The 24,818-nt window shown below is 73.0% G+C and carries 21 protein-coding genes; 7 read left to right on the forward strand and 14 right to left on the reverse strand.

Annotation, left to right across the window (positions count from 1 at the left end; all coding sequences use genetic code 11):
• Positions 1–6: 6 nt before the first annotated feature.
• Together JK361_RS07035 and JK361_RS07040 are read right to left on the reverse strand one after the other, a co-directional pair.
• Positions 7–1,374 (reverse strand): carbohydrate-binding protein, encoded by a 1,368-nt coding sequence (locus tag JK361_RS07035; protein WP_201814774.1) that lies wholly within the window; start codon positions 1,372–1,374, stop codon positions 7–9.
• A 137-nt stretch (positions 1,375–1,511) separates the two neighbouring features.
• Entirely contained in the window at positions 1,512–2,495 is a 984-nt protein-coding gene (locus tag JK361_RS07040) for a LysR family transcriptional regulator (RefSeq protein WP_201814775.1), read from the reverse strand.
• Positions 2,496–2,609: 114 nt separating this feature from the next.
• On the opposite strand from JK361_RS07040, the gene JK361_RS07045 reads away from it, so the two are divergent.
• Positions 2,610–3,548 (forward strand): helix-turn-helix domain-containing protein, encoded by a 939-nt coding sequence (locus JK361_RS07045; protein ID WP_201814776.1) that lies wholly within the window; start codon positions 2,610–2,612, stop codon positions 3,546–3,548.
• A 192-nt stretch (positions 3,549–3,740) separates the two neighbouring features.
• Positions 3,741–4,634, forward strand: a complete 894-nt coding sequence (locus JK361_RS07050; RefSeq protein ID WP_201814777.1) for a dioxygenase family protein — start codon at positions 3,741–3,743, stop codon at positions 4,632–4,634.
• Positions 4,635–4,817: 183 nt separating this feature from the next.
• On the opposite strand, the gene JK361_RS07055 is transcribed toward JK361_RS07050, so the two are convergent.
• Positions 4,818–5,888 carry an alkene reductase gene (locus JK361_RS07055; RefSeq protein WP_201814778.1) on the reverse strand — a complete coding sequence of 357 codons (1,071 nt, stop codon included), beginning with the start codon at positions 5,886–5,888 and terminating at the stop codon, positions 4,818–4,820.
• A gap of 253 nt (positions 5,889–6,141) precedes the next feature.
• On the opposite strand from JK361_RS07055, the gene JK361_RS07060 reads away from it, so the two are divergent.
• Positions 6,142–6,672 carry a MarR family winged helix-turn-helix transcriptional regulator gene (locus JK361_RS07060; protein ID WP_201814779.1) on the forward strand — a complete coding sequence of 177 codons (531 nt, stop codon included), beginning with the start codon at positions 6,142–6,144 and terminating at the stop codon, positions 6,670–6,672.
• 154 nt (positions 6,673–6,826) lie between these two features.
• On the opposite strand, the gene JK361_RS07065 is transcribed toward JK361_RS07060, so the two are convergent.
• A complete protein-coding gene (locus tag JK361_RS07065; RefSeq protein ID WP_201814780.1) occupies positions 6,827–7,180 on the reverse strand; it encodes a hypothetical protein in 354 nt (117 codons plus the stop codon).
• Between the two features lie 301 nt (positions 7,181–7,481).
• Between JK361_RS07065 and JK361_RS07070 the strand changes: the two genes are divergently transcribed.
• Positions 7,482–7,862 carry a hypothetical protein gene (locus JK361_RS07070; protein WP_201814781.1) on the forward strand — a complete coding sequence of 127 codons (381 nt, stop codon included), beginning with the start codon at positions 7,482–7,484 and terminating at the stop codon, positions 7,860–7,862.
• Between the two features lie 233 nt (positions 7,863–8,095).
• Here JK361_RS07070 and JK361_RS07075 read toward each other — a convergent pair whose 3' ends face one another.
• From JK361_RS07075 to sigJ, 6 genes are all read right to left on the reverse strand, one after another.
• Positions 8,096–9,010 carry an NAD-dependent epimerase/dehydratase family protein gene (locus JK361_RS07075; RefSeq protein ID WP_201814782.1) on the reverse strand — a complete coding sequence of 305 codons (915 nt, stop codon included), beginning with the start codon at positions 9,008–9,010 and terminating at the stop codon, positions 8,096–8,098.
• Entirely contained in the window at positions 9,007–10,128 is a 1,122-nt protein-coding gene (locus JK361_RS07080; RefSeq protein WP_201814783.1) for a cytochrome P450, read from the reverse strand. Before JK361_RS07080 ends, JK361_RS07075 begins: the two co-directional genes overlap by 4 nt.
• Positions 10,125–11,609 (reverse strand): class I adenylate-forming enzyme family protein, encoded by a 1,485-nt coding sequence (locus JK361_RS07085; RefSeq protein ID WP_201814784.1) that lies wholly within the window; start codon positions 11,607–11,609, stop codon positions 10,125–10,127. The genes JK361_RS07080 and JK361_RS07085 overlap by 4 nt, the downstream gene beginning before the upstream one ends.
• Positions 11,609–12,349 (reverse strand): glycosyltransferase family A protein, encoded by a 741-nt coding sequence (locus tag JK361_RS07090; protein WP_201814785.1) that lies wholly within the window; start codon positions 12,347–12,349, stop codon positions 11,609–11,611. The genes JK361_RS07085 and JK361_RS07090 overlap by 1 nt, the downstream gene beginning before the upstream one ends.
• Positions 12,346–13,374 (reverse strand): 3-oxoacyl-ACP synthase III family protein, encoded by a 1,029-nt coding sequence (locus JK361_RS07095; RefSeq protein WP_201814786.1) that lies wholly within the window; start codon positions 13,372–13,374, stop codon positions 12,346–12,348. Before JK361_RS07095 ends, JK361_RS07090 begins: the two co-directional genes overlap by 4 nt.
• Before the next feature lie 149 nt (positions 13,375–13,523).
• Positions 13,524–14,474: an RNA polymerase sigma factor SigJ gene (gene sigJ / locus JK361_RS07100; protein WP_307787198.1), complete on the reverse strand. Its 951-nt coding sequence runs from the start codon at positions 14,472–14,474 to the stop codon at positions 13,524–13,526.
• A gap of 238 nt (positions 14,475–14,712) precedes the next feature.
• Here sigJ and JK361_RS07105 point away from each other — a divergent pair, with 238 nt between their 5' ends.
• Positions 14,713–15,141: a YybH family protein gene (locus JK361_RS07105; RefSeq protein ID WP_201814788.1), complete on the forward strand. Its 429-nt coding sequence runs from the start codon at positions 14,713–14,715 to the stop codon at positions 15,139–15,141.
• A gap of 180 nt (positions 15,142–15,321) precedes the next feature.
• Here JK361_RS07105 and JK361_RS07110 read toward each other — a convergent pair whose 3' ends face one another.
• The gene (locus JK361_RS07110) at positions 15,322–16,629 is read right to left on the reverse strand and encodes a phosphatase PAP2 family protein (protein ID WP_201815017.1); all 1,308 of its coding nucleotides are present in this window, start codon (positions 16,627–16,629) and stop codon (positions 15,322–15,324) included.
• 754 nt (positions 16,630–17,383) lie between these two features.
• Between JK361_RS07110 and JK361_RS07115 the strand changes: the two genes are divergently transcribed.
• Positions 17,384–18,532 (forward strand): DUF6215 domain-containing protein, encoded by a 1,149-nt coding sequence (locus JK361_RS07115; protein ID WP_201814789.1) that lies wholly within the window; start codon positions 17,384–17,386, stop codon positions 18,530–18,532.
• Between the two features lie 90 nt (positions 18,533–18,622).
• Here the strand turns inward: JK361_RS07115 and JK361_RS07120 are convergent, their stop codons facing one another.
• Positions 18,623–22,189 (reverse strand): helix-turn-helix domain-containing protein, encoded by a 3,567-nt coding sequence (locus JK361_RS07120; protein ID WP_201814790.1) that lies wholly within the window; start codon positions 22,187–22,189, stop codon positions 18,623–18,625.
• 255 nt (positions 22,190–22,444) lie between these two features.
• Between JK361_RS07120 and JK361_RS42000 the strand changes: the two genes are divergently transcribed.
• Positions 22,445–22,579 carry a hypothetical protein gene (locus tag JK361_RS42000; protein WP_262418164.1) on the forward strand — a complete coding sequence of 45 codons (135 nt, stop codon included), beginning with the start codon at positions 22,445–22,447 and terminating at the stop codon, positions 22,577–22,579.
• Positions 22,580–22,809: 230 nt separating this feature from the next.
• Here JK361_RS42000 and JK361_RS07125 read toward each other — a convergent pair whose 3' ends face one another.
• Complete coding sequence (locus JK361_RS07125) at positions 22,810–23,403, reverse strand: RICIN domain-containing protein (RefSeq protein ID WP_201814791.1); 594 nt, start codon at positions 23,401–23,403, stop codon at positions 22,810–22,812.
• Between the two features lie 767 nt (positions 23,404–24,170).
• Entirely contained in the window at positions 24,171–24,695 is a 525-nt protein-coding gene (locus JK361_RS07130) for a hypothetical protein (RefSeq protein ID WP_201814792.1), read from the reverse strand.
• Positions 24,696–24,818 lie beyond the last annotated feature (123 nt).

The raw sequence follows: 24,818 nt of genomic DNA on the forward strand, positions 1-24,818 counted from the left end.
GGCGGCTCACACCCGCTGCCACAGTGCCGGGGTGTTCGGCGGCTCCCAGCCCGGCTGGGCCTGATGGCCCTGGAGACAGCGGTAGGAGGCACCCCCGTACGTCACCGTGTCGCCCGCCTGGTAGACGGTGCCGGCCGACCAGGTGCCGCCCGGATCGCCAGGGTCACCGGGGTCCCCCGGATCGCCGGGGCCGCTCCCGGTTGTCTTCAGCGTGAGGCCGTAGGACTGGAGGATCGGGTTGACCGGCTGGAAGAACGTCGTCCCGCCGCTCGTGCAGTTGCCCGACCCGCCCGAGGTGACTCCCTGCGCCTGGCTCCCCGAGATGAACGAGCCGCCCGAGTCGCCCGGTTCGGCGCACACCGAGGTGCGGGTGACGCCGGTGACGGTGCCCTCCTGGTACGTGACGCTGGTGTTGAGCTGCTGCACGGTGCCGCAGTGCCAGCCCGTCGTGGAGCCGGAGCGGCACACGGAGGAGCCCACCGGGGCCTGCGCGGATCCCGCGACCTGGACGCCGGAGCCGTTGACGTAGGGCGTCGCGGTCCAGTTGGCGCCGGCCGCCACCCACGCCATGTCGTTGCCGGGGAAGACCGACGCCTGGAAGGTGCCCTGCGCGACCCGGTTGGAACCGGTGGTGCTGCTGCCCGCCCGCCCGCAGTGGCCGGCCGTGGCGAAGCCCTGCTGGGTGCCCCGGGTCACCGGGAAGCCGATCGAGCAGCGGCTGCTGTTGTCGATGTAGTACGCGTCACCGCCGCGCAGGTCGTACAGCGGACGCGGGTGTTCCGCCGACTTCACGATCCGGGCGAGGGAGGCGTCGACGCGCGCGGCCGCCAGCAGGGAGCGTGCGGCGTCCGCCCGTATCGCCTGCACCACCAGCGTGTTGCTGCGCACGTCGACGTACCAGACCGGGGAGGCGGTGGTGACGCGGTGGGCGGCGGCGCGGTCCACGCGGTCCTTGGCCGCGTCCAGCTCGGCCAAGGAGTGGTCCACGACCACCGCGTCGGCACCCCGCGCCCGGATCGCCGGCACGTCGGCCGGATCCGTGGTGGCCACGGTCAGGGTGTCCGACTCCGCGCCGCGCACCCAGGCGCCGGCGAAGTCCTCGCCCAGCCCGGCCCGCAGCCGGCCCGCGACGGAGCCCGCCTCGGCCTCGTTGGCCAGGCGGCGTTGCGCCTGCCGCCGGTCCAGGCCGAGGTCCCGCTGGAGCGCGCCGAGAAGGGCGGGGGACGTGTCGGCGGTGCGCAGGGTCTCGGCCGCCGTGGGCAGGGCGGGGGAGGTGGACGGCTGGGCGCTCGCGGAGCCGCTGAGCCCGGCCACGAGCAGGGCACCCGCCGCCGCGGCTGCGGCGCACGCGGCTCTGAGGTGTCGTTGGAGCATGGGGAGGTCTCCTCGGATTCGGTGGGAGTGCCGAAACCGTAGGGAGAGCCCACCGCTGCCGATAAGACGTCAGCCGACCCCCTGCCCCCGTGTTATGGCACGCGCCCGGCTCGCCCCGGGCGCCGGCGGCCGGCTCCTCAGGACGCGCGGTCGGTACGCCGGTGTGCCGCGGCGTCCGGTTCCCCGCGCAGGGAGAGCCAGCGCGCGTAGCTGTCGCCGCGCGCCGCCGCTCCCGCGTGCGCCTCGCGGGCCTGTGCCAGCACTGTCGCCGCGGTGCCCGGCTGCTGACCGGCCGGAAGCCAGCCCAGCAGGTGCCGCCACACCAGCGGTGTCCCGGCGAGCGGGCGGGTGGTGAGCCCGGGCGTCGGCGGGAAGGTGGCCCTGCACAGGCCCACCGCCCGGCCCACCTGCACCAGGTGGACGCACGAGGAGGTGTCCGTCTCGTACATACGGCGGGGCGTGAAACCGGCCCGGGCGCAGGCCGCGGTGAAACAGTCCGCGAAACAGCCGTCTCCCGGTACGCACGCCCACTCCTCGTCCGCGAGCGCGGCCAGGTCGATCTCCCGCCCGCTGGTGAGCGGATGGCCGTCGGCGAGCATGACGAAGACGGGGTCGACGGCGATCTCCTCCCAGACGAGGTGCGGCGTGTCGGGCGGGGGAGCGGAGCCGCAGACGCCGGCGAGCGCGAAGTCCAGGCGTCCCTCGGCCAGCAGCCCCGCCAGCTCCCGCTCCGACCAGGAGGCGCGGGTGGTCACGGTGGTGCCGGGAGCGGCGTCCGCGAGCCGGTCCACCAGCGCGCCGAGCAGCGGCCCGTGCGTGCCGCCGAGCCGCAGTCGCTCCCCGGCCCGCCGTGTGCGCGCGAACCGGGCCGCCTCCCGCTGGAGTTCGCTCACCGCGGGCAGCACGATCCGGGTGCGCTCCAGGACCAGCTCACCGAGGGCGGTGGCCCGCACGCCGTACCGTCCACGCTCGAACAGCGGCCCGCCCAGGGCGCGTTCGATGCGCCTGAGCTGTGCGCTGAGCGCGGGCTGCGCGAGTCCGAGCGCCGTCGCCGCCTTGGTCAGGCTGCCCGCCTCCGCGATGGTCCGAATGGTCTTGAGATGCCGCAACTCCAGCTCCATGAGGGGAGCTTGCGGTGCCGGAGGGCGAGGGGCAAGGGGTTGGTCTGTACCTGATCGGTGCCGGTGGGGTACCGATGAGTGACCCGACAGACCGTCGAGAGGGGAGCACGGCCGATGCGCAGCACCACCGTCCTACCGGGAACCCCCACCCTTCCGCCTCCGCCCGGGGACGTACCCCTGCACCGGCTGGAGATCGCCGGGCCCGGCGCCGCCCCGTTCGCCGCCGGCTCCTTCGAGGCGGTGGGGCCGCTGTCCCGGTGGGACCGGCCGCACCGGCACACGTTCTACGAGATCGTCCACGTCAGCGCCGGTTCCGGCACCCACGTCGTCGACCTCGCGCGCTGGCCGCTGCGCCCCCCGCACCTGGCCGTGGTCCTGCCCGGCCAGGTGCACCACTGGGAGGGCGGCCAGGGGCCGGAGGGCACGCTCGTGCTGTTCACCGACGACTTCCTGGTGGACCACCCCGGCGACCGCGAGGTGCTGCGCAGGCTCGGCGAGCAGTGCTGGTTCGGGCTGGACGCCGCACACGACCGGTCCGTCCGGCACCTGATGGCCGAACTCGTCGCCGAGCACCGGCAGCGGGCCCCGGGGCACGAGAGCGTCCTGCGCTCCCTGCTCCATGTCCTCGTCGTGCGCGCCTCCCGGCTGCCGGGCCCCGGCGGCACCGGCCGCGACCCGCGCGCCCAGGGGCGCCCGGCCGCCGTGGCCGAGGCCTTCACACGGCTGATCTCCCGCCCCGAGGCGGCCGGCTGGTCCGTACGCGAGTGCGCCGACCGGCTGGGCGTCACGCCCCACTACCTCACGCAGGCGGTGCGGACCGCCACCGGCCGCCCGCCCGGACGGCTGCTGATCGAGGCGCGCGCGTACCAGGCACAGCGGCTGCTCGCCCACACCCAGCTGTCGGTACGGCAGGTCGCCGCCCGCACCGGATTCGCCGACCCCGCCTACTTCAGCCGGTTCTTCCGGCGGGAGACCGGCAGCAGCCCCGGCGACTTCCGAAAACACCACAGCCGCCCACATGAGTCCCTCGAAGCGCCGCCGACGCCCGCCTAGGTTCGTTCCCGATCCGACCCGCAACGGTTCCGACCCGCAACGGTTCCGCCCCCGCAGGGGCTACGCCCCGCATCCGTTCCGCCCCGCGCAACGGATCCGCCCCCACGACGGATCCGCCCGCGGACGACCCGCCCCGGGACGGAGCCGCGCCCCATCGGATCCGTCCCGGCCCACCCGCCCCCAGGAGGAGACATGGACGACGGAGCAGGTACGCACGGCGCAGGTACGCACGGCGCAGGCAGGAACGGCACGGGCCCGGACGGCGAGGGGGCGGCGGGCGAGCCGAGGTCTCCACGGCTCGTCCGCCGCAAGACGGTGCTGCGCGCGGCGCTCGCGGCCACCGTCGCGGCCCCCGTCGCCCTGGCCGCCGGCCCCGCCCTCGCCCGCGACCTTGCCACCGGCGGCACGGCGCCCCGGCTCACCCCGCCGTGCGACGACGGTGACGATCCCACCCCGGAGCAGATGGAAGGCCCCTACTTCAAGCCCAACTCGCCTGAGCGCACCAGCCTGCTGGAGCCAGGACTGCCCGGCACCCGGCTCACCGTGACCGGCTACGTCTTCGGCCGGGCCTGCCGTCCCCTGACGGGGGTCCTGATGGACTTCTGGCAGGCCGACGCCAACGGCGGGTACGACAACACCGGGTTCCGGCTGCGGGGACACCAGTACACCGACTCCCGCGGCTCCTACGCGCTCACCACGATCGTGCCGGGCCTCTATCCGGGGCGCACGCGGCACCTCCACGTCAAGGTGCAGGCTCCCGGCCGGCCCGTCCTGACCACACAGCTGTATTTCCCGAACGAGCCCCGCAACAACACCGACACGATCTTCGACCCACGGCTGCTGATGACCGTTCGTGACGCGAACGGGGGCCGGCAGGCGGCATTCGACTTCGTCCTCGACGTTCCCCAGGACCCGGGTCCCGGGCCCGGCCCCACCCCGCCCGGAACCACCTGGACCGTGGGCGCCGCGTACCGGGCGGGAGACTGGGTCACCTACGCGGACCTCGCGTACGTCTGCGTCCAGCCGCACACGGCCCAGCCGGGCTGGGAGCCCCCGGCGGTGCCGGCTCTGTGGCACCCGGCCTGAGCCGGGGGACACAGGGGATGCTCAGGCCGTGCCCGGCGCCGGTGCGGTGACCTCCGACAGCCGCAGCACCTCAGGAGTGCCGTACTCGGAGAAAGTGATCGCTTTGGGCGTCATCGACTCCCACGGAGAGGGGGACCGCACGCGCTCTGACCCACTGTGCGGTCCTGCCGGCGTCCTCGCCGCTCAGGAGGTGAGGGCGGGGTAGTCGGTGTAGCCGCGGTGGTCGCCGCCGTAGAAGGTGGACGGGTCCGGGGTGTTGAACGGACCGCCGGAAGCGAGGCGCCGGGGCAGGTCGGGGTTGGCCAGGAACAGCGCCCCGTAGGCCACCATGTCGGCGGTGCCGTCCTCGATCAGCTTCAGCGCGTCGGGGCCGGTGGCATCGGGGTGGGTGAACGGGTTGAGGAGGAACGTGCCGGGCCAGGCCTTGCGCAGCGACGCGGTCAGGTCGCGGTCCGGCCCTTCCAGCAGGTGCAGGTAGGCGAGCCCCTGGCCGGCGAGCCGGTCCAGCAGGGCGGAGTAGACCTCGCCCGGGTTGTCCTCGGCGATGTCGTTGTAGGGGTTTCCGGGCGAGATCCGCAGACCGACCCGGTGGCCGCCGATCGCCTCGGCCACGGCCGTGACGACCTCGACGGCGAAGCGGATCCGGCCCTCGGTGCCGCCGCCCCACGCGTCGGTGCGCTGGTTGGTGCCGGGGGCGAGGAACTGATGGATCAGGTAGCCGTTGGCACCGTGCAGCTCCACGCCGTCGAACCCGGCCTCCACGGCGTTGCGGGCCGCGGTGGCGAAGTCGGCGATCGTCTGCCGGATGTCCGCCTCGCTCAGTTCCTTGGGGGTCACGAAGTCCTTCGGCCCCTCGTGGGTGAAGACCTGGCCCTTGGCGGCCACCGCCGACGGTCCCACCGGCACCAGACCGTCGGGGAGCAGGCTCGGGTGGCCGACCCGGCCGGTGTGCATCAGCTGCGCGAAGATCACGCCACCCGCACGGTGCACGGCATCGGTCACCGGCCGCCATGCCCGGACCTGGCCGGGCGTGTGCAGGCCGGGGGTGTCGGGGTAGCCCTGTCCGACGGCGGACGGCTGTATGCCCTCGGTGACGATCAGCCCGGCGCTCGCGCGCTGCGCGTAGTACGTCGCCATCAGCTCGGTCGGCTCCGCGCCGGGCCCGTAGGCGCGGCTGCGGGTCATCGGCGCCATGACGACGCGGTTGGCCAGGTGCTTGCCGCTCAGCTCGATCGGGTCGAATGCAGTGGTCATGGTCTCTTCCTCGGGATGAGTGCTGCTCTGCGGCCGGGGCCCGTGTGGCCCGGCGCCACGTTTACCTGTCCGAACAAGTAAATCACCTGTCCGAACAGGTAAATGCAGCGAGAGCATTCCTGAGGCGGGGTGTGAAGCGCATCACTCGCTGGCTGGCTGGCTGGTCGTGTCGCCGCCGAAGCGTGGACGGCCTGTCGGATCGCCTACCGGGAGGTAGGGTCAAGTTGTCCGGACAGGGAAGCGAGAGGAAGAAATGGCACAGGACACACCGGAAGCCGCGGAGGGTCCCGTGGGGCCGGGGCAGCAGGCCACCGTGCCCGTGCCGACCGCGGCCGGCAGCGGTCCGATCAGCCATGCGATCTTCCGCCTGGCCCGCCTGCACCGCATGTTCGCGGGACAGCTGCTGCGCCGTATCGGCCTGCATCCGGGCCAGGAGCTGGTCATGATGCACCTGTGGGAACTCGGCGCCCGGCGGCAGGCCGACCTGGTGCGTCTGCTGGACTCCGACGCCGCCACCATGACCCGGACCGTCCGGCGCCTGGAACAGGCCGGCTTCGTCCGCCGCCGGCCCGATCCCACCGACAAACGCGCCTCGCTCATCGAACCCACGGCGGCGAGCCATGCTCTGCGCCGCGAGGTCGAGCGGGTCTGGAGTCAGCTCGAGGACATCTCGACGGCCGGCCTCTCGGACGAGGAGCGCGCCGCGGCCCTGCTCACTCTGGAACGCCTGGAGCAGAACCTCGTACAGGCCGCCGCCTCCCCGGACGCCGTCGCGGAGCCGTGACGCCCGTCGCGCTCACGGAGCCGTGACGCCCGTGGTGCCGTCACGGAGCCGTGACGCCCGTCGCCGGTGGGGCGACGGCCAGTCCGGCGCGGTCGTCACAGTCGGGTTCCGGGGCCCGTGTTCCGGTTGCGCCCAGGGGGGCGAAGTACTCGCGTCATGTGCCCTGCCGTACGGCACGGTAGGCGGCGATAAGAGCTGTGAGCTGCCGGTTGAATCCCTCGGCCTCCTCCAGAGCCGCGTCCGGCATCGGGTCGTCGGCGGCGCACCCGGGAGCGGGGTGTCCGTCGAGGTGCCCGCACAGGGCGTCCAAGTGGTCCAGGAGGGCCGCACGGCGCGCCTGTTCGGGATCGAGTGACCGCAGCCAGGCGAAGCGTTCCGCGGCCGTCTCGGGACGCGGGGGCAGCGAGCGGCGGATGTCTTCGGCCCGCGCAGCGAGGGTGTTCCACACCGGCCTGCGCAGCGCCGCGACCAGCGCGTCGGGAGCGGCTTCCATCGTGGTGGGCGTCATGTGCCCACGGTCGCAGGGGGCACTGACAATGCGGTGCACCCCGGAAGCCGAGTCAGCCGTCCGGGGCCTGCTCTGAGTGCAGTCGGCCCAGCCGATGCCGGGTGTCGCCGCCCCACGGGGGGCTCGGCGCCTTCCTCCCGGACGACACGGCCGCGAGCGGCACGCGGCGTGTCGGGCGTCCTGACGGGCACGCTCCGTCGAATCCGTGCGGGGACGCATGTGAGTGACGAGGCACGCGGACCGCCTACGATGTTTCAATGCGGCGCCGGCCGGGGACCGGCGTCCTGGGGGAGGGAATCCAGTGACCAGAGCCAGGTTCACAGCCGCCGCCGCAACCGTGATCGCGGTCGCGCTGGCCATGGGTCTCGCCATCGGCTTCAACCCCAAGGGCACCGACGCCGCCGAAGGCCCCTACTACGGAGCGATGCCCTGCTCCCAGTGGTTGGCCAGCGACGACGACGCGATGCGCCGAGAGGCGGTGCGCTCCCTCCTACAGGTGGAGCGCAACAACTACGAGGACTCCAGCGGCGAGATGGAAGCCAGACGTGCATCCGCCGAGGTGGTCACGGAGTTCGAGGCGCACGTGGAGCGTCTGTGCGAGAAGGAGAGGGCCTCGGACCCGATGCTCCTCCAGGCGGCAAGCGACGCCTTCGCATCGAACAAGAGCTACTTCGCCCTCTAGGGTCTTTCGTTTTGATCGGACCGCGCGAGCCCGGCATGATTCCAAACCGCGGGTGCTAGCCGTCCGGCGCCACTCGATTCCGGGACCCGATGCCGCCTGCCCATAGCGAACAGCGCTCAGGTGCCGTGCCCGGGCCGGGACCTCGCCGTCGACATCACGCGGGACGACCACCGGCTCGGCAAGCCATGCCCGGCCCTACCCGCTGCGACCGCGCGGCACGGCTCTGGCGCCGCCTACGTCGTGACCGACAAGGCCGCCGTGTAGTCGGTCAGGACACGACGGGCCGTCCAGCCCTGGGACTCGGCCTTGGAGACGTCCAGGACGACCGAGTCGGCGAGCTGGTCGACCGCGTACAAGGTGAGCAGCGGCTCCGCACCCGGACGCAGCCGCCCCAGCAGCTGCGCGGCCCTCGCCGCGGCACGGGCGGCCGCCGGCGGAACATGCCGGATCCGCGCCCGTACCCCGTGGGCCCGCAAGACCGCCTGGACGGCCTGGTCCCGGTCGTACGGTGCCGGGTCGGCGATGTTGTAAGCCCCCGGCGGCCAGCCGGCGGCGGCCAGGCAGGCGTCGGTGAGGTTCTCCACGGCCGTAAGGCTGAGGCGGACACTCGGCCCCGGCAGCAGGAGCAGACCGTGCCGTACGCGCGACAGCAGCCGGGGCACCAGATGCGGATCCCCGGCGCCGTAGACCGCCCGGGGCCGCAGGACGACGGCGCCACCGGCGAGCGCCAGCGCCTCCCCGGCGGCCTTGGTACGGCCGTACGCGTTCAACTGGCTCCGCAACGGGTGGTGTTCGGTGACACGGGCGCGGCCGGGACCCGGCTCGTAGACGCTGGCGCTGCTCACCCACACCACCGGCCGGCCCCCGGCCGCCTCCAGCAGCCGCGCCGTACCGTCGACGTTGACGGCCCGCATCCGGGCCTCGGCGCGGGGGCCGGGCACCGGATCGCCGACCGCCGCCGCGCAGTGCACGACGAGGTCGGCGCCGGACAGGTCCGGCGGCCGGCGGGTGGCGTCCCACGGTATGTGCCGGCCGACCGGCCCGGGCCGCCGCCCGACGCACAGCACCTCATGGCCCCGGGCCGCGGCGGCGACGGCGACGTGGGAACCGCAGAAGCCGCTCGCGCCGGTGACGGCGATCGTGGTCATCGGCCCTCCCGCAGGGCGCTCGTGGCACGGACGGTCAGCGACCGCCAGCCGGGCAGCGCGCCGCGCCGGTCCACGCGTGCGCGTACGACGACGGGGCGGTACGGCGCCAAAGCTGCCAGGGTGTCATCCAGTTGGGCGTGGGCCAGCCGGGCGCCGGGGCAGGCGTGGGGCCCGGCACCGAAGACGAGCCGGGCCACGGCGGGTGGCGCGGGCCGGCGGGCGTCCGGAGGATCGGCGTGGGCCCGCGCGGCATGCCGGGCCACCAGGATCAGGCGGTCACCTGCCCGGACCGGACACCCGGCGAGGTCCGCGTCGGCCGCCGCCACACGGGGCAGCAGCGGGGAGGGCGCGGTCACCCGCAGCAGTTCGTCCACCAGCGAAGGCCGCAGCCGGTCGTCGGCGGCCTGGTCCCACAGCGCCGCGTCCGCGCACCAGGCGGCGGCGCGCGGGAGTGCCGCCACGGTGGTGTTGACGGCGGCGACCGCGAGCATCGCGCGCAGAGCCGGCTCCTCGCCCGGTGCGGCCCGGGAGAGCAGAGCCTCCAGCCGGGCCGTCGCCACGGCGGCCGCCCGGGACGTGCCGGGCGGCCGGGGCCCGGGCAGATGGTCGCGCACGGCCGCCGCCGCGGCGCGGGCGGCGGCCTCGGCGATGCGCTCCGAAGCTCCTGGGGCGTCCAGGAGCGCACGGACCGTGGCCCCGGCCAGTTCGCGGGCCACCGGTACGAGGTCCACGGCGCCGCCCGCGCCGAGCGGGGCCAGGCGGCGGGAGAGGACCTCCCGCCACACCGGGCGCAGCCGCTCCACACCGGCCGCACCCAGATCCTGGGCGACCGCGCGCCGGGCCGAGCGGTGACCGGTGCCCTCCTGGTCGAACAACGCACCGCCGGCGGAGAGTTCGCGGGCGGCACCGCCGGTGGTGCCCGCCGCGGCGCGGTCCAGCGGAATACGGGTGAGGGCGTGCCGGTACGCGTCGCCGTCATGCACCAGCACCGCACCGCCCAGGCGCGCCACGGCCCGGCGGCGGGTGACGGCGAGCAGCGCGAACAGCACGGGGTGGGAACGGGTGTACACCCGCCGATCACGACGGCGTGCCGCCCGCAGCCCGGGTGTGGTGGTCATCGCCGGCCCCCTTCCGCCTTCGCGAGGCACCGGGCGGCGAGCCGGGCGGTGGCGAGGCGGTCGGGTTTGCGGGACCGCCCGGACAGCGGGACCTCGGCGAGCAGCACCGCGTCCGGCCGGGCGGACCCCATCCGCCGGAGCGGACCGGCCAACGCGGCCCGCAGCGCCGCCCGGTCGGCGCCCCGCGACGGCTGCACGACGGCGACCAGACGCTCGTCGCCGTCCTCGGCCGGTACGCCGACCAGCAGCGCCAGTTCGACGCCGGGCACGTGCAGCGCGGGCTCGTACAGCCCCGGATAGATGTTCTCCGCACGCCTGAGGACCATGTCCTTGGTGCGGCCCTCCAGCACGATCCGCCCCTCCTCCAGACGGGCCCGGTCACCGGTGGCGACCCATGGGTCCGGTTCCTCGCCCAGACAGCGGTCGCGGGTCGCCGGACCGGACAGCAGCAGCTCACCGCCCACGTCCACCTTCGCCGACACCCCCGGCAGCGGAGCGCCGACCAGGTCGCCGCCACCCGTGTGGGCGGCCTTGTGAGCCTGCTCCACCGCCGCGGCGGGGAACAGCTCGGTCAGCGCGTACACGCCCCACGCCTCCGCGGCGCCCGCCTCCTTGACGCGGGTGAGCAGCCCGGCGCTCGCCGGGGCCGAGCCCGTCCACACCCGGCCGGTGAAACGGGCCCCGTGCGCCAGCGCCGACCGCAACTGCGGCGGCGTCAGATACGTGGCCTGCGGGGACAGTTCCCGCAACTGCCGGGCCAGGACGCGCGGGGAACGGGCGGGCAGCGCGACCGGAGCGCCGCTGGCGAGGGACGGCACGAGCACGAAGAACGTACCGCCCAGGACGGGCCGGTCCGCCCGCGGCCGCACCAGGCCGGCCACGGTGGTCATACCGGCGGCGAGCGAGGAGCGGGTGTGCACCACCGCGCGCGGCCGGGAGGTGGTGCCGGAGGTGAAGACGATGACCGCGTCCGCGTCCTCGTCCACCGGCCGGGGGAGCACCCCGGCCCGCACGCCGCCCTCCAGGGCGGGCGCGCAGCCGGGCAGCCGGCGTCCGACCGTGACCACCGGACCCAGCTCCGCAAGGTCGGGCAGCGCGAGTTGGGCCCGGCGGGCGAGCGGCCGGGCCCACCCGGCGACGGCCTGCGCGGTCGCGTCGGCGAGGACGAGGTGGGGCCGGGCGAGGGCAAGCCGGGCGCGGAGCACGTCCGGCCCGGCGCCGGGGTCGAGCACCGCCGCCCGCGCGCCGAGCCGGTGCACGGCGAGCAGCACGGCCAGCGCCCGGGGCCCGGGCCGTACGGCGACCCCGACCGTCCCGCCCGGACCGACGCCGCGTGCGTGCAGGGCGGCGGCGTAGCGGTCGGCGAGATCGGCCAGGTCCCCGTACGTGGCCTTGACGCGGGTGGCGCCCGTCCGGGTCGCGCCGAGGACGGCGGGCCGGCCGGCGTGGGCGCGCAGGGTGTGGGTGAGGAGGTCGAGCATCAGCGCGGGTCCTCCCCGTGCCGGCCCGGACCCCGGTCCAGGTACCAGCGGGCGGTGCCGAGCAGGCCGTAGGCGCGCAGCCGCCGCGTGGAGTTCTCCACGACCATGTCGCGGGCGTGCACGACGGCGGTGGTCCGGCGGCGCACCCGGTTCAGGAACAGCCGGTCGGTGGGGGAGGGACGGCGGGGCATCCCGCCCACGGCCTCGTACAGCGCGGCGGTGACGGCCATGTTGTTCCCGGCGTGCATCCGGTACGGGGCGAGGTAGCCGTGCCGGCGCCGGTGCGCCGGTCGTACGCGCCCGAAGAGGGCCGCGAGGCCCACCAGCCCCCGGAACACCGCCCGCCCCAAGGGCCCGTGCTCGTCGCGGCGTGCCTCGATCCGCCCGCACACCAGCCCGGCGCCACGCCCCAGCGCGTCGCGGGCCGCGGCCGTCCAGCCGGGCCGCGGCAGACAGTCGGCGTCGGTCCGGGCCAGCAGCGTCGCACCGTGCCCGATGGCGTAGCGGAAGCCGGTGTCCACGGCACAGCCCACACCCTTCTCCTCCTCGCGCAGCACGTGCACCGGGAAGGGAGCCCGGCGGGCGAAGCGGCGCGCCTGTTCGGCGGTGGAGTCGGTGGAGGCGTTGTCCACGACGACGAGCGTGAAGTCCCTGTCCCGCTGGGCCGCCAGCGCGTCCAGCGTCGCGTCGAGCCGCGCCGCCTCCTGGTGGGCGGGCACCACCACCCACAGGGCGCTCATGCCTTCTCCCAGACCATCGTCATGATGCTCACGCCGCCGCCCAGGCCCACGAACAGCACCCGGTCCCCGGCGCGCAGTCCGTGGTGCACGAGGTCGAGTTGTACGCCCAGCGTGGCGCTGGCCATGTTGCCCAGCTCCGGCACGGTGACGACGAGCCGGTCCCGGGGCACGCCGGTCAGCTCCACGAACCGCTCCAGGTACGGCACGGTGACCTGGTGCACGAGAACGTGCCGGAAGTCGTCCCAGCCGAGCCCGGTGCGCTGCCGCATCCGGTCCAGGACCGAGGTGCCCACCTTCTCGAACACCTCGCGCAGCTCGGCTCCGTCGCCCCGGAAGTAGGTGTGCTCGTCGCCGCGGGGATGGCGGGACCCCCCGCCGAAGATGCCGCCGACCCGCCAGTGCTCGGAGTGCGTCTCGGTGTCCACGTCGACGATGCCGCCCCGGTCCGCCATCTCCAGCACGACCGCGGCGCCCGCGTCGCCGAAGGTGTAGCCCGCGAAGCCGTCCCGGAGCTGTTCGGGGCCGGAGGGGGCGTGGCGCACCGCCCGGCTCGGGGTCTCCCCGGTGACCACGAGAGCCCGGCGGGCCCGGCCGGCCAGCATCATCGCCCGTGCCGTGTCGATCCCGTTGACGAAGCTGTTGCACGCGTTCGTCACGTCCAACGCGTGTGCCCGGGAGCCCAGTTCGGCCTGGACGATGTGTGCGGTGGCCGGCTCGGCGACGTCGCGCGTGGCGGAGGCGAACACCAGCAGGTCGATGTCGTACGGGGTGAGCCCGGCCCGGGCCAGCGCGGTGCGCGCCGCCCGCGTCGCCAGCGTGGAGGCGTACTCGTCGGCCGCCACGACCCGGCGCGCCGAGATGCCGGTGGCCCGTTCGAGCATCCGAGCCGGCAGGCGCAGCCCGGAGGCCGCGGCGACCTGCTCCTGGAGGTCCCGGGAGGTGAGCCGGGACTCGGGCAGGCAGGACGCCACCGCTGTGATGCCCGGCCGTGGCACCGGGGTGCGAGCAGCATGGTCTATGTGCATGGGGTGCACGCTATGACCGGTTCAGGACAGGCGGCCTGAGCACTCGTACCTAGTCGGCCTCGGTAATCGCACTCTGCCGGGGCCGGGGCGGCGACGGGCACGCGGGCCGCCCCACCGAGGCACGGCCCGACAGCGCACCGGCCCCGGCCTCACGGATACACGGTCCCGGTGGTCCACGGCCGCAGCTTCTCCGGGTTGCCCACGGCCCAGATGTGCTTGATGCGGTCACCGTCGATGTCGAACGCGTACACCGCCACGGTGGCCCCCGCCCGCTGGGCCACCAGACCGGGCCGGCCGTTCACGGCCCGCTCCAGGAACACCACGCCGGACGCCTTCTCGGCGAGTTCGAGCAGGAAGCGTGCCACCCGCTCACCGCCTTCGACCGGGTGGAGCACGGCGGTGACGCGGCCGCCTCCGTCGCCCACCGCCGTCACACCCGGGTCGAGGAGGCCGATGAGGGCACCGATGTCCTTGGCCTCCCAGGCGTGCTTGAAGTTCCTGACGATGCCGGCGTGGTCGGCCGGCATCGGGTGGGACGCCGGCCGAGCGTCGCGGAGGCGCCGGCGCGCGGAGGAGGCCAGCTGGCGGCAGGCGGCCGGGCTGCGGCCGACGATCTCGGCCACTTCGGCGAAGGCATAGTGGAAGACGTCGTGCAGGATGAACGCGACGCGTTCGGCCGGGGTCATGTACTCGAGTACGACGAGGAAGGCCATGTTGACCGACTCGTCCAGGGTCACGTGGTCGGCCGGGTCGCCGGCCGCGGCAACCGGGCCCCCGCCGGGCCGCTCGGTGGGTTCCGGCAACGGCTCGGGGATCCACTCACCCACGTACCGCTCACGCCGGGCCCGTGCCGAACGCAGCAGGTTCAGACAGATCCGGGTGGCGACCGTCGTCAGCCAGCCGCCGACCGACTCGACGGCGTCCTGCTGCTGCCGGGACATGGTGTACCAGCGGGCGTAGGTCTCCTGTACGACGTCCTCGGCCTCCGAGAGGGAGCCGAGGAGCCGGTAGGCGAGGTTGATCAGCCGCCGCCGTTCGCCGATGAGTGCGGCCAGGCTCGGATCGGGCAGGCCGTCTTCCGGCCCGGGCTGGATGGTCACGGTGTCCCCCGTCTGCTTGTGTCGCCATGCGCTGCCGACAGACAGGACAAGGCAGCCCCGTCGAATGTGAGGCCGGAGCGTCATCCGAACCGATCCGTTCGCCCCCCTGCGGTCCCGCGACCGTGGCACCTCACATCCCGTCGGGCCGCACGGTCTGACCAAGTGGGACCGCGGGGACCGATCCCGGGAATGGGGCCGGTGAGTCGGCCGCGGTCCGGATTCCTTGAAGGAGGGTGCGATGGTTTCGCACGAGTCCGACGTGAGGGCACTGCTGGAAGGCCGCGTCGACGCCAGCCGGTCGAAGGACGTCGACCGACTCATGTCACATTATTCCGATGACATCGTGTACTACGACGTCGTTCCCCCGCTCCGGTTCACGGGACACGAAGAGGTCCGCGGCAATTTCGTGCGGTGGTTCGACGAGTACGACGGTCCCATCAGTCTGGAGACCCGCGACCTCACCGTCGTGAGCGGTGAGGAGGTCGCGTTCGCGCACATGCTGCATCTGGACTCGGGCACCCGCAAGAACGGGCTGCGCACCGCGATCTGGGTTCGCTCGAGCGTGTGCTGCCGACGGTCGAACGGCAGGTGGCTGATCACACACGAGCACATTTCGGTGCCGGTCGACCCGGAGAACCTCCGGGCCTGGTTCCCGTCGGACATGTGAAGCGGTCCGACCGGTCCACGACTCTCCCGCCGGGGGTCCGCTCGCCCGTCGGGGGACCGCTCTCGCTTTGAGGGTCCGGCCTCCTCCAGGGGACCGCTCTCCCTCCGCGGGGCCGCGTCGCGGCAAGGTGTGCGGGTACCGCCTTGCCGCGACGCTTGTCGTTCCTCCGCCCGGAGAAGATCACGGGACGGGTCGCAGTTCGGGTTGCGGTTCCGGTAGCCGTCCTGGTGCCACCGTCGGGTCCCACAGTCTGGTGGTCCTCGTGTAGCCGTGGATCACCGAGATCATCGCCAGAATGAGCAGGGGCCCGAACACCCACGGGTGCTCGGCCATTTCCATCGGCACATAGCGATAGGACAGCAGGAGCACGGTGAAGACCGCCGTGCCGTAGGCGACCAGCCGCATTCCCGCACGGTCCCAGCCGCGGTCGAACGAGCGCAGGGCCACCTCCACCGTGAGTGCGAACACCACGCCGGCGACGAGATCCGTGCCGTAGTGGTAGCCGAACCCCAGCGTCGCGGCGAGCGTGGCCGTCAGCCAGAAGGCGCCCGCGTAGCGCAGAAGCCGCGGGCCCTTGCGGGAATGCAGGAAGATCGCGGTGGCCCACGCCGTGTGCAGGCTGGGCATGCAGTTGCGAGGGGTGATGTCGTCGTACGGCACCGGGTGCAGGGGATGCAGCGGTGGTGGCGTGTTCGGCCACAGGTTGGCCACCGCCCACTGCACGCCGCCGGTGCCGGAGGCGCCCGGACCGTAGGCGAAGACGGGTCCGACCACCGGGAAGATCATGTAGATCGCCGGCCCGACGAGACCGATCACCAGGAAGGTGCGCACCAGATGGTGCCTCGGGAAGCGCCGCTCGACCCCCACGTCGCGCAGCTGGTACAGCGCGACGACGACCGCGGCCACCGCCAGCTGGGCGTAGACCAGGCCGAGAACATGGCCGGTGATCGGACCGCTGGCTTCGAGGGCCCGGCCTGCCAGCCATGACGGGTTGCCCAGCGCGTGGTCGGCGGTCGCCACGTACGGGTCGAACACTGTCGGCCGGGTCCTGGACGTGATGAGCAGCCAGGTGTCACCGGTCTTGCGGCCGGCCACCAGCAGCAGGCCCAGCCCGACGCCCTTCAGCAGCAGCACGCGCTCCCGGCCGGTGCGACGCGTGACGGCGATGACCGCCCAGCCCAGCATGACCCACAGCGCGCCGTTGCCGAAGGTGTGGCCGTCGGTCATCTTGGCGCCGACCGCCAACCGCACCAGCACGAGGACGACGTCGATGCCGATCGCGACACCGGCCGCGATGAAGCGTTGCCGCCAGGTGAGCACCACCATCATCAACGCCAGACCTGCGTACAGCGGCCCCGGCTTGGGGGCGAACACCACCTCCCTCGCCTGCTCGGTCAGCGGCCCCGGTACGCCGGCGCAGCGACGGGCGATGATCTCCAGCGTGATGAGGAACCCGAGGCTCACCACTCCCGCCGCGGTCCACAGCATCGCCCGCGGCTGGCGCCACGCGTCGAACGCGGCTCTGCCGTTTATTCGCGAAAACACCCGCGAGACTATAGGTATCAATTGTTTGCCGATTTGTTAGATGTGGGCCAACGAGGTCACTCTGCGTGCCGGATGGCGTGCTTTCCCGTGCAGCACGGGCGACGAGGGCGCTCGTCGGAAGTCTGATGATGCCATTGGGGTCGTGCGGGTGGCTTCGCTGGTCAGCGCCGCGGTGCGCCCGGGGGCGAGCAGGCTTCGGTAGCCACACGGCAGGCCACCGGGTCGCGGATCCTCAAGTGGCGCCGGCGGGCCCGCCGATCGGCGCGCGCCTGTCGGCAGCGGGTCGTCGCCGCCCGCGACCGCCTTGGTGGATCCGGGTGCCGCTCTTGCTGCCGGGGGCCCGCGCGGCCGGAACGGCGGGAGTGGACACGGCAGGAGCGACGCCCACTGCGGCGGCAGAGGCACGGATGCGCATGTGTTGTCCCCACGTGTGGATCTGCGAAGTCGGATGACCCCCTCATAGGAGACGCGAGGCCAAAGGGAAAAGTTGTGCGACTGGTGAACATCTCGGGCTGTTCGCGACGCGTACGCGCCACGGGGGACCACCCCGCCGGGACTTCGGCTTCGGCTGGGTTCCGCGGGTTCTTCGGCTTCGGCTGGGTTCCGCGGGTTCTTTGGCTTCGGCTGGGTTCCGCGGGTTACCGGAATTGTGGCTTCCGCCACGGCGGACCCGGGATCGACCTGGTGAGATCGCCGGATGCTCGGTTTCCTCCTCCGGCTCCTGCCCTTCTGGGTCCGTGAGCCCCTGCTGATCGTGCTCGGGTCCGTCCTCGGCGTACGCATCATGTATCTCGCCGTCAGCGATCACGACTGGGGCGCCGCCGGTATCGGCACGGTGTTCCTCGTGTTCACCGCTGTACGTGTCCACGTGGTGGTCCGGGCCCTGCGTGCCCGCCGGAACCCGAGTCCGGCGGCTACCGCGGCCGGGGCACCGGTCGAGGTCGGCGCCTTCGCGGGCGGGGTGCCGGTCGACGCCGGCGGCCAGGCCCAGTCCCCGGTCCCGGCTCAGGCCCCGGTCCCGGCCCAGGCCACGGCCACGGCCACGGCTCAGTCCAGGATTCCGGCCCCGGTTCAGCCCCAGGCCGGAGCCGGGCCGTACCCCGGCCCGGCGACTGCGGGGCCTGCGGGGACTGCGGCGACTGCGGAGAAGGAGCCCAACGCGTGGGGCCAGGCCCTCGCGGCCGTGGCCGTGTTCGGGGCGATCGCGGCCGTGCTGTGGCTGGCACCAGACATCCTGCCGTCCGACGACAGCACGACGCAGGCCGTCTCGTGTCCGGGCGGGGAACACGAGAAGCTGCCCAGGGCCTACAAGGAGACGCCGGAGGCTGTGACCGGTGACGAACTGTGCAAGGCGCTCAACCGGCCCGATCTGGCCCAGCTCCTCGGAACCCCCGGGGAGACCGCGACCACTGCTTCGGGGTCCAACAACACCGCTCTCCTGACCGACGGAAAGGTCGCCCAGCCGGAGGCCGAGGTCTCGTTCGACACGTACACCGTGCACCTGTCGGCCACCTACAACGAGCTGTCGACCGCCCAGTACGTGAAGCTGATGAAGATCGGCGGAGAGCAGGAGACCAAGACGCTCACGGTTCTCGGCCGGCCCGCGGTCTTCTCCTCGGACCACACCATGAAGTTCGAGATCAATCTCGGGAGCGGCGGATCCGGCGGACCGGTCGAACAGGGCCCCCTGGCCAGGACGCTGTCCGTGGCCCTCGACCCGAAGGACCGGGGCGGCTCCTACGACATCACCGTGTGGAGCAAGTCCGGAGCCCTCCCCGACGACGGCGTTCTCGTCGGCATCGCGGAGAAGGTCCTGCCGACGATCCACGAACGGAATGTCCGTTGAGGCGCCGAAGACTTCCCGGCTCCGACAGCCACGGGACGCCGCGCCGTCCGGCAGCTCACCCGGACGGCCCGCTCCCTCCGCGCCCCGCGTTCACTTCGTCCGCTGCCGCAAAGTCAGATCGTTGCGAGCGGCACGCCGGCGCAGAAAGCGGAAGCTGCCCAGGACCAGTCCGCTGGCGTCGAGGGCCCACAGCACGTCGTCCGACTCCTGCCACCGCGCGTCCGCGACGAGCTCCATCACCGCCTCGAGCCAGTTGAGGTGGGCCGCCCGCCACAGGACCAACCGACAGGCGTCCGTACGCCCTTCGTCGCGCAGCAGCGTCGCCAGAAGGACGGCGCAGAGCATGTCGTCGGAGAACTGCTCACCATCACCCCGGAATCCACTCAGCAGATCCACGGCGTCCTCCCTGGCCCCGAGGCGCACGTAGTGCCGCGCCAGCGCATATCGGGCACCGGCATCGGACGCGGCACTTCGGCCGAGCAGCGCCGAAACCTCCGGAGTGCGGTCACCGGCGACGAGCAGTTCCGTCACGGTGAGCCAGACCGGGTGCGTCGAGTGCGGGGGAAACACCGTCAAGTGGTGCAGCAGCTCACCGACCGCCTCGTCCACCGCGCCGGTGCCTGCGAGAGCGCGCGCCAGCGCTCTCCGGTCGAAGGGGTCCCTGGGCGGAGTGAAGTGGTCCGCGACCTGGATGGACTGATCCCTGACCAGGCTGGACCGGTCCCGCAGGACGCGGATGGCGTCCTTGTACCTTCCCCGGCTGACCAGAAGCCTGCCGAGCCCGTCGCGTGCATCCCGAGCGTGTTGCGCCGACCCGTCACGCCACATCCTCTCCAGCAGTTCCGCGGCCTCGTCCGGCCGGTCCTGCCGAACCATGAGATCGGCCAGCACGAAGGCGTAGGAACCCTCACCGCCCTCGAACAGGTGCCGTGCCGCACGCTCGGCATCTCCCAGCCGCCCCTGCCCGACGAGGGCGTGCACCACGTAGTCGACGCCGGTGGGGATGACCTCGAACCGCCGGTCGTCAGGGGCGTGGGGCGGCACCACGGCCAACAGGCGCTCCCACTCCTGGGCCCGCCGGTACAGCTCCATGGCGGGGGAGGGGTCGCCTTCCCGCGCCCAGTCGTCCGCCAGGGCCATCGCCTGGTCCGCGAGGCCGCGCACGGCACACAGTTCCACCAGGTCCTCACGCAGGTGGTGCTCCGAGGCCTGACGGGCCGCCTCACTCAGTTCCCCCTGCTCCACCAGCCGGCCGAGACGAAGGTGGGCGTCCCTCTCCCCGTCACGCTCGCGCCAGGCCCGGCTTTCCGCCCGCCGACCGGTCAGCCGCAGCAGCCGAACCAGGACATGGGCGGCGCCATCGTCGGTGGCAGCCGCCTTGCGCAGCAGCTCCTCTGCTTCCCCGAGGCGACCCTGGGACCATTTGAGGGCGATCAACCCGTGCCACGCCTCGGACCGGGACCACGCCCCCTTGCGGGTGGTCGCCGCGAGCAGCTCCGCCTCATCGGGTTCGCGCCGGGTGACGGGGGCGGTCACCGGAACGGGCTCGTGATCGGTCGCCTCGCCAGGCTCGGACGCTTCGTCAGGCTCGGACGCTTCGTCGGGTTCGGCCGTTTCATCGGGTTCGGCCGCTTCGTCGGACGTGGACGGTGCAGCGGCTGAGCACTCCGGCGAGCGGTCGCCCAGGCGCTCGACGAGCTCCTCCACCCGGGCCTCCCACCAATGACGCCGGACACGCTCGGCGAACAGCTCGACCAGCTCGTCCTCGGTCGCCATGTGCCGCCCTTGCGGATCCCACTCGGCCAGCAGCCGCACACACCAGACGAGGTGTGCCGAAGCCATCTCGCCATCGGCTTCCCGGAACCGCCGCACAACCGTGCTCAGCTCTTCCCACCGGGCCAGGCCGGCCAGCACATTGCACAGCGCCCGTCGGGTCCCGCGGGCGCTGTCCGCCGTGGCCCGCCACCGGAACACGGCAAGGGCCTCCTCGTACCGGCTCCGCGCCGCGTACCAATCGATCGCCATCGACCCGGCCCACCAGTCGCCGCCCTGCGCCCCCTGCAACAGGTAGGGCAGTGCCTCCTCGGGCTCCGCACGCTCCATCAGCAGCCGCCCCAGAACCGCGGCCGCCCCGGTCGCCACCTCGGCCACGGACGAACGGGCCGCCCTGCGCCAGGCCGTGACCACGACCTCCGCCCGCCGCCACCGCTGGGCATGATGGCCGAGTTCCAGCGCCTCCTGTGGCGTCGCGGCGCCCAGCAGGGCCGACCACAGCGCGGCAGGCACCGGGGCCTGCGGAAGACGGGTCTGTGCCTGGTCGACCAGATAGTCGAAGGCCACCACACCGTCGCCCGACTCGTCGTCCACCAAGAGCCGGCTGAACCCGCGGCGCCGCCTTCTGGCCCACCGCAGGGACCGCTCGAACATCGCTTCGTCGACTTCCTGGCGCAGACCCGGCGGCACGTAGTGCGGCAGCAGTTCCCGCAGCACGGCGGGCGAGAGCGGACGGCGCCATCCCACCCGAGCCGCGTCCACACTGGCGTGAACCAGTGCGGCGCCACCGAACTGACCGTCCGGGGCATCGGTGTGCGCCCGCAGCAGTCTCAGCAGCTCCGGTCCTGCGGCCAGTGCCTCCGCCACGCCGTAGCGGCCGGCCGACTTGAGCGCATCCGCCAGCCGCGTGTCCTCACGCAGCTCCTCGGCGCGGTCCAGCTCGGCGGGCGAGAACATCCGCTCCAGCCGCACCCGGCGTGCCCGTCCCAGCAAGCCGGCCACCATCGCCGCCGTCCGCCGGTCCGGCAGTTCCTGCGACGGCCTGCGGCCGTCGTCACCGCCGGGGCGCTCCTCGTCCTCCTCGAGGTCGGACAGCTGATGCGCACGGACGGTGGCGATGACCAGGGGCTTCTCCGGCTGGGCCACGAGCCGCATCAGCGCCTCGGCCTGTCGCCTCCCGGCCCCCAGGTACACATCCAGCTCGTTGAGCCAGATCACCGTGCGGGTCAGGTCCAGGCGTACCCCGGCAAGGTGTGCCAAGGACTCCGGGACGACAGGCACCAGCAGTGCCCACCCGGCCAGCTCCGCCCACATGGCCTCTGCCGCGGCACGTGTCTTGCCCGCCGTCGACGGACCGTGGACGAGTACCAGGCCCCCGTGATCCCGGCCGTGACGGACGTGCCCGCGAAGCTCGCCGTCGGCGTCACGCAGCACATAGGACGGCAGCTCCGCATCCAGCACCACACCGGGCCGGCTGGACTGGAGGGGAGCGGCGGGGTGGATCCCCAGCAGCGCTCGGTCACGCACCTGCGAGACCAGCGGAAGATCGCCGTCGGGCCGAACGTGGGCGTGGCCCGCCAGGAGCCGGCGGCGCTGTTCCCTCTCGGGCGCCGACCGCGACCGGAAGACCGGCGGGGCGGTACGGGCGGCCGCGGCCCGTTCCAGCTCACGCCGCTCGTCCCGCTGACGCAGCCCTGCCGTGGATGCTTTGCGCAGCAGTTCGCGCCACTGGTCGTCGAGGGTGAGCCCGAAGGCCCGCAGCAGGCGTCGCAGCGTCTGCTCGGTCGGCGGCCTCACCGCCCGCAGAGCCTCGCTGACCACTGTCTCGCCGACTCCTGCCCGCTCGGCGAGTTCGGTGACGGTCCGCAGATCCGTCTCGGCCATCACGGCACGAAGTCGCTCGGCGAGCCCACGCATCTCGGCCGGAGCCGAACTCTCGACAGGCCCCAGCCTCCTGCCCACGACCATCCCCCGCCGTTTTCCCGCGCGGGTTTCCCCGCCCCATCGCCCGTTCCCCCTGCAATACCCCGCATTTTCCCCGCGCCACCCTCTGCGCCGGTACCGGGAAATCCCGCACCGCCCATGGTCGGACCACCTGCGGGCGACGGGCCCGCGGGGAAGTCTCAGGGAGGGTCATCCATGCAGGTCGTCTACGACATCTGTCACCATCTCGCGCTGCTCCAGCCCCTGTTGACCGCGGGCTCGGTCCTGGTCGGCGCGGCCAACCTCACCGTGGGGATCCTCCGCATGCGCCACGCGAAGATCACGAAGTAGGCCCGCCCCGGAGGCGAGACCACCGCTCGGCGCCGGCCGGGAACACCCTCGGGCCGTTCCCGGATCCGCGGCCATACGCCCTCCGCTCAACCCTCGACCTCAACTCTAGCTTTAGATCTGGTAGGCCCTTGCGGGGGCGAGCCGGCACGAGTGCCCGCCCGGCACCCGGTCGGTCTCGCCCCCTTCCGGCGTCTCACCTGCCGTAGCCCCGGCGAGGGCCTACCGCCCGGTCATCCGTAGTACGACCACTGCTGGTTGGCCGATCCGCTGATGCAGCCCCAGAGCTGGATCTTCGTCCCGTAGTTCGGGATGGTGTTGGCGTCGGCGTCCAGGCATGTGTTCGACGCGAGGTTCCGCAGGGTGTTGCCCGCGGGATACCACACCTGGTTGCGGCCGCCCGTGCACCCCCAGAGCTGGACCTTGGTCCCGTTCTGGGGAATCGTGTTGGCATCCGCGTCGAGACACTGGAAGCCCTGGCCGGTCTGAACGTAGTAGTTACCGGTGGACACGACGGAGAAGTACCAGACCTGGTTGTCGTTGCCGTTGCATCCCCAGAGCTGGACCTTGGTCCCGTTCTGGGGAATCGTGTTGGCGTCCGCGTCGAGACACAGGTTGCCGGTCGCCCTGCTGGTGATCCGCTGGTAGCGGTACATGATCCAGTCCGACGGCTTCCGTGTGGTGTGGGCGTTCGCGTCCGGGGGAGCGGGCAGTTCGCTGAGCGACGAGATGTCCACGATCCGGGGCCCCGTCGCGGCAGGGGCGGAGGGCGACGCTTCGACCGGCTGGGTGGCGCCCAGGGTCAGGGCGAGCGAGGCGACGCCCACGGCAGTGGTGGTACGGAGCCCGGTCCGGGCCTTCCGTCGTGACGGCTGACGAGACATGTAGCCTCCGTGTTCCCATGTGATTGACGCCGATCGCCCCGATGGGGACTTCGCGGCAAGTCGATCAGGCCCGGGGGTGTCAGGCAACGCGACACGGCCTCAAGGCCACCGGACGGCCCATCACCTCCCCGATTCCTCGGCATCGCCGCTCAGGGACATCCCGGAGAAGGCGAGGGCGACCGCTCGGGTCGCCCGCCACCCGGGACGCCACCGGTTCGGGTTCCCGCAGGGACGGTGTCTGCCTTCGGCGGACCCGGGCGGCATGCGCCGTGTGCGGCCGCAAGGTGCAAGCGGAGGCCGGCGAGTGGCGACGGAGAGAGTGACGGCGACACCGCAGATGCGTGTACCGAGGGCAGTGAAAAAGCAAGCTCCGCTCAGGGCTTGTGACTTGAGTGCGTGTGAAGCGGCCGCCCCGGCTCTGAGCGGTCCGTGGTGGCCTGCTTCGAGCTGTACGGAGTGAATGCCTATGTCCGCGACACCTACGGAGTTGGCGGTGGTGGAGTACGTCGTGCTCGCGCCCGAACCACTACTGGCGCAACGCTCGCCGCACCGGCCTCGGGTATTCGGCGAAGGAGAGCGAGGACGGCCTGGCGCTCATGCGGGCCTGGACCGGGACGAGTTGGCGGCCGACGCCTCCGCCGCGCCGGCTGCGGCGCGCACCGAGGCCGGGTCGGGGCGTGGCATTCCTCGGGCTCGGTATGGGCGGTTGGTCAGGCGGCGCGGCAGAGTTCCGCGGGGCCGGCCGGTGCCGCGGCGCGGGTCAGGGTCGCGGGCTCGGGACGGGCGGTGCGGACGGGGTTCGCAGCCTGCGAGCGGTTCCGTGCGAAGACGAAGAGGCGCAGCACCGCGAACCGCGCGAGGCCGGCGAATGCGGAGGCGGACAGGTAGACGACCTGCTCCAGCAGCGCACCGGGAGCCGCCACCAGCTGCTCCAGCACCAGCATCGCCACGCAGGTCACCGCATACGCGCCCGCCGCGGACCCGGCCGACTGAGCATGCTGGCGCCAGGTCGCGTGCCCGCCCGCGCCGAAGGTGAAGCGGGCGTGCAGCTCGGTGGCGAGGAGCGTGGAGACCACGGTGATCAGGGCGTTGGCCACGGGCCAGGGAATCCAGGTGGCGAGGGCCGCCACGGCGAAGCTGGAGGCCACCCCCACTCCGCCCCCGCAGACCACGAAGCGGACGAAGGCGGTAACGGCGCCGGGTGCCGCCGACCGCCGTCTCTGTGCTGTCTCCATGATCTCCCCCTGATGGCTCACCCCGTGAAACACGCACCTCGACCGGCCAGGGCCTCGGTCCACTGTTTCCAACACTGGAAACGCTACGTTGTCTTCATGGCGTCAGCAACTGATTTATTGCAT

It is taken from the genome of Streptomyces musisoli, assembly GCF_016741855.1.
Lineage (GTDB): Bacteria > Actinomycetota > Actinomycetes > Streptomycetales > Streptomycetaceae > Streptomyces > Streptomyces musisoli.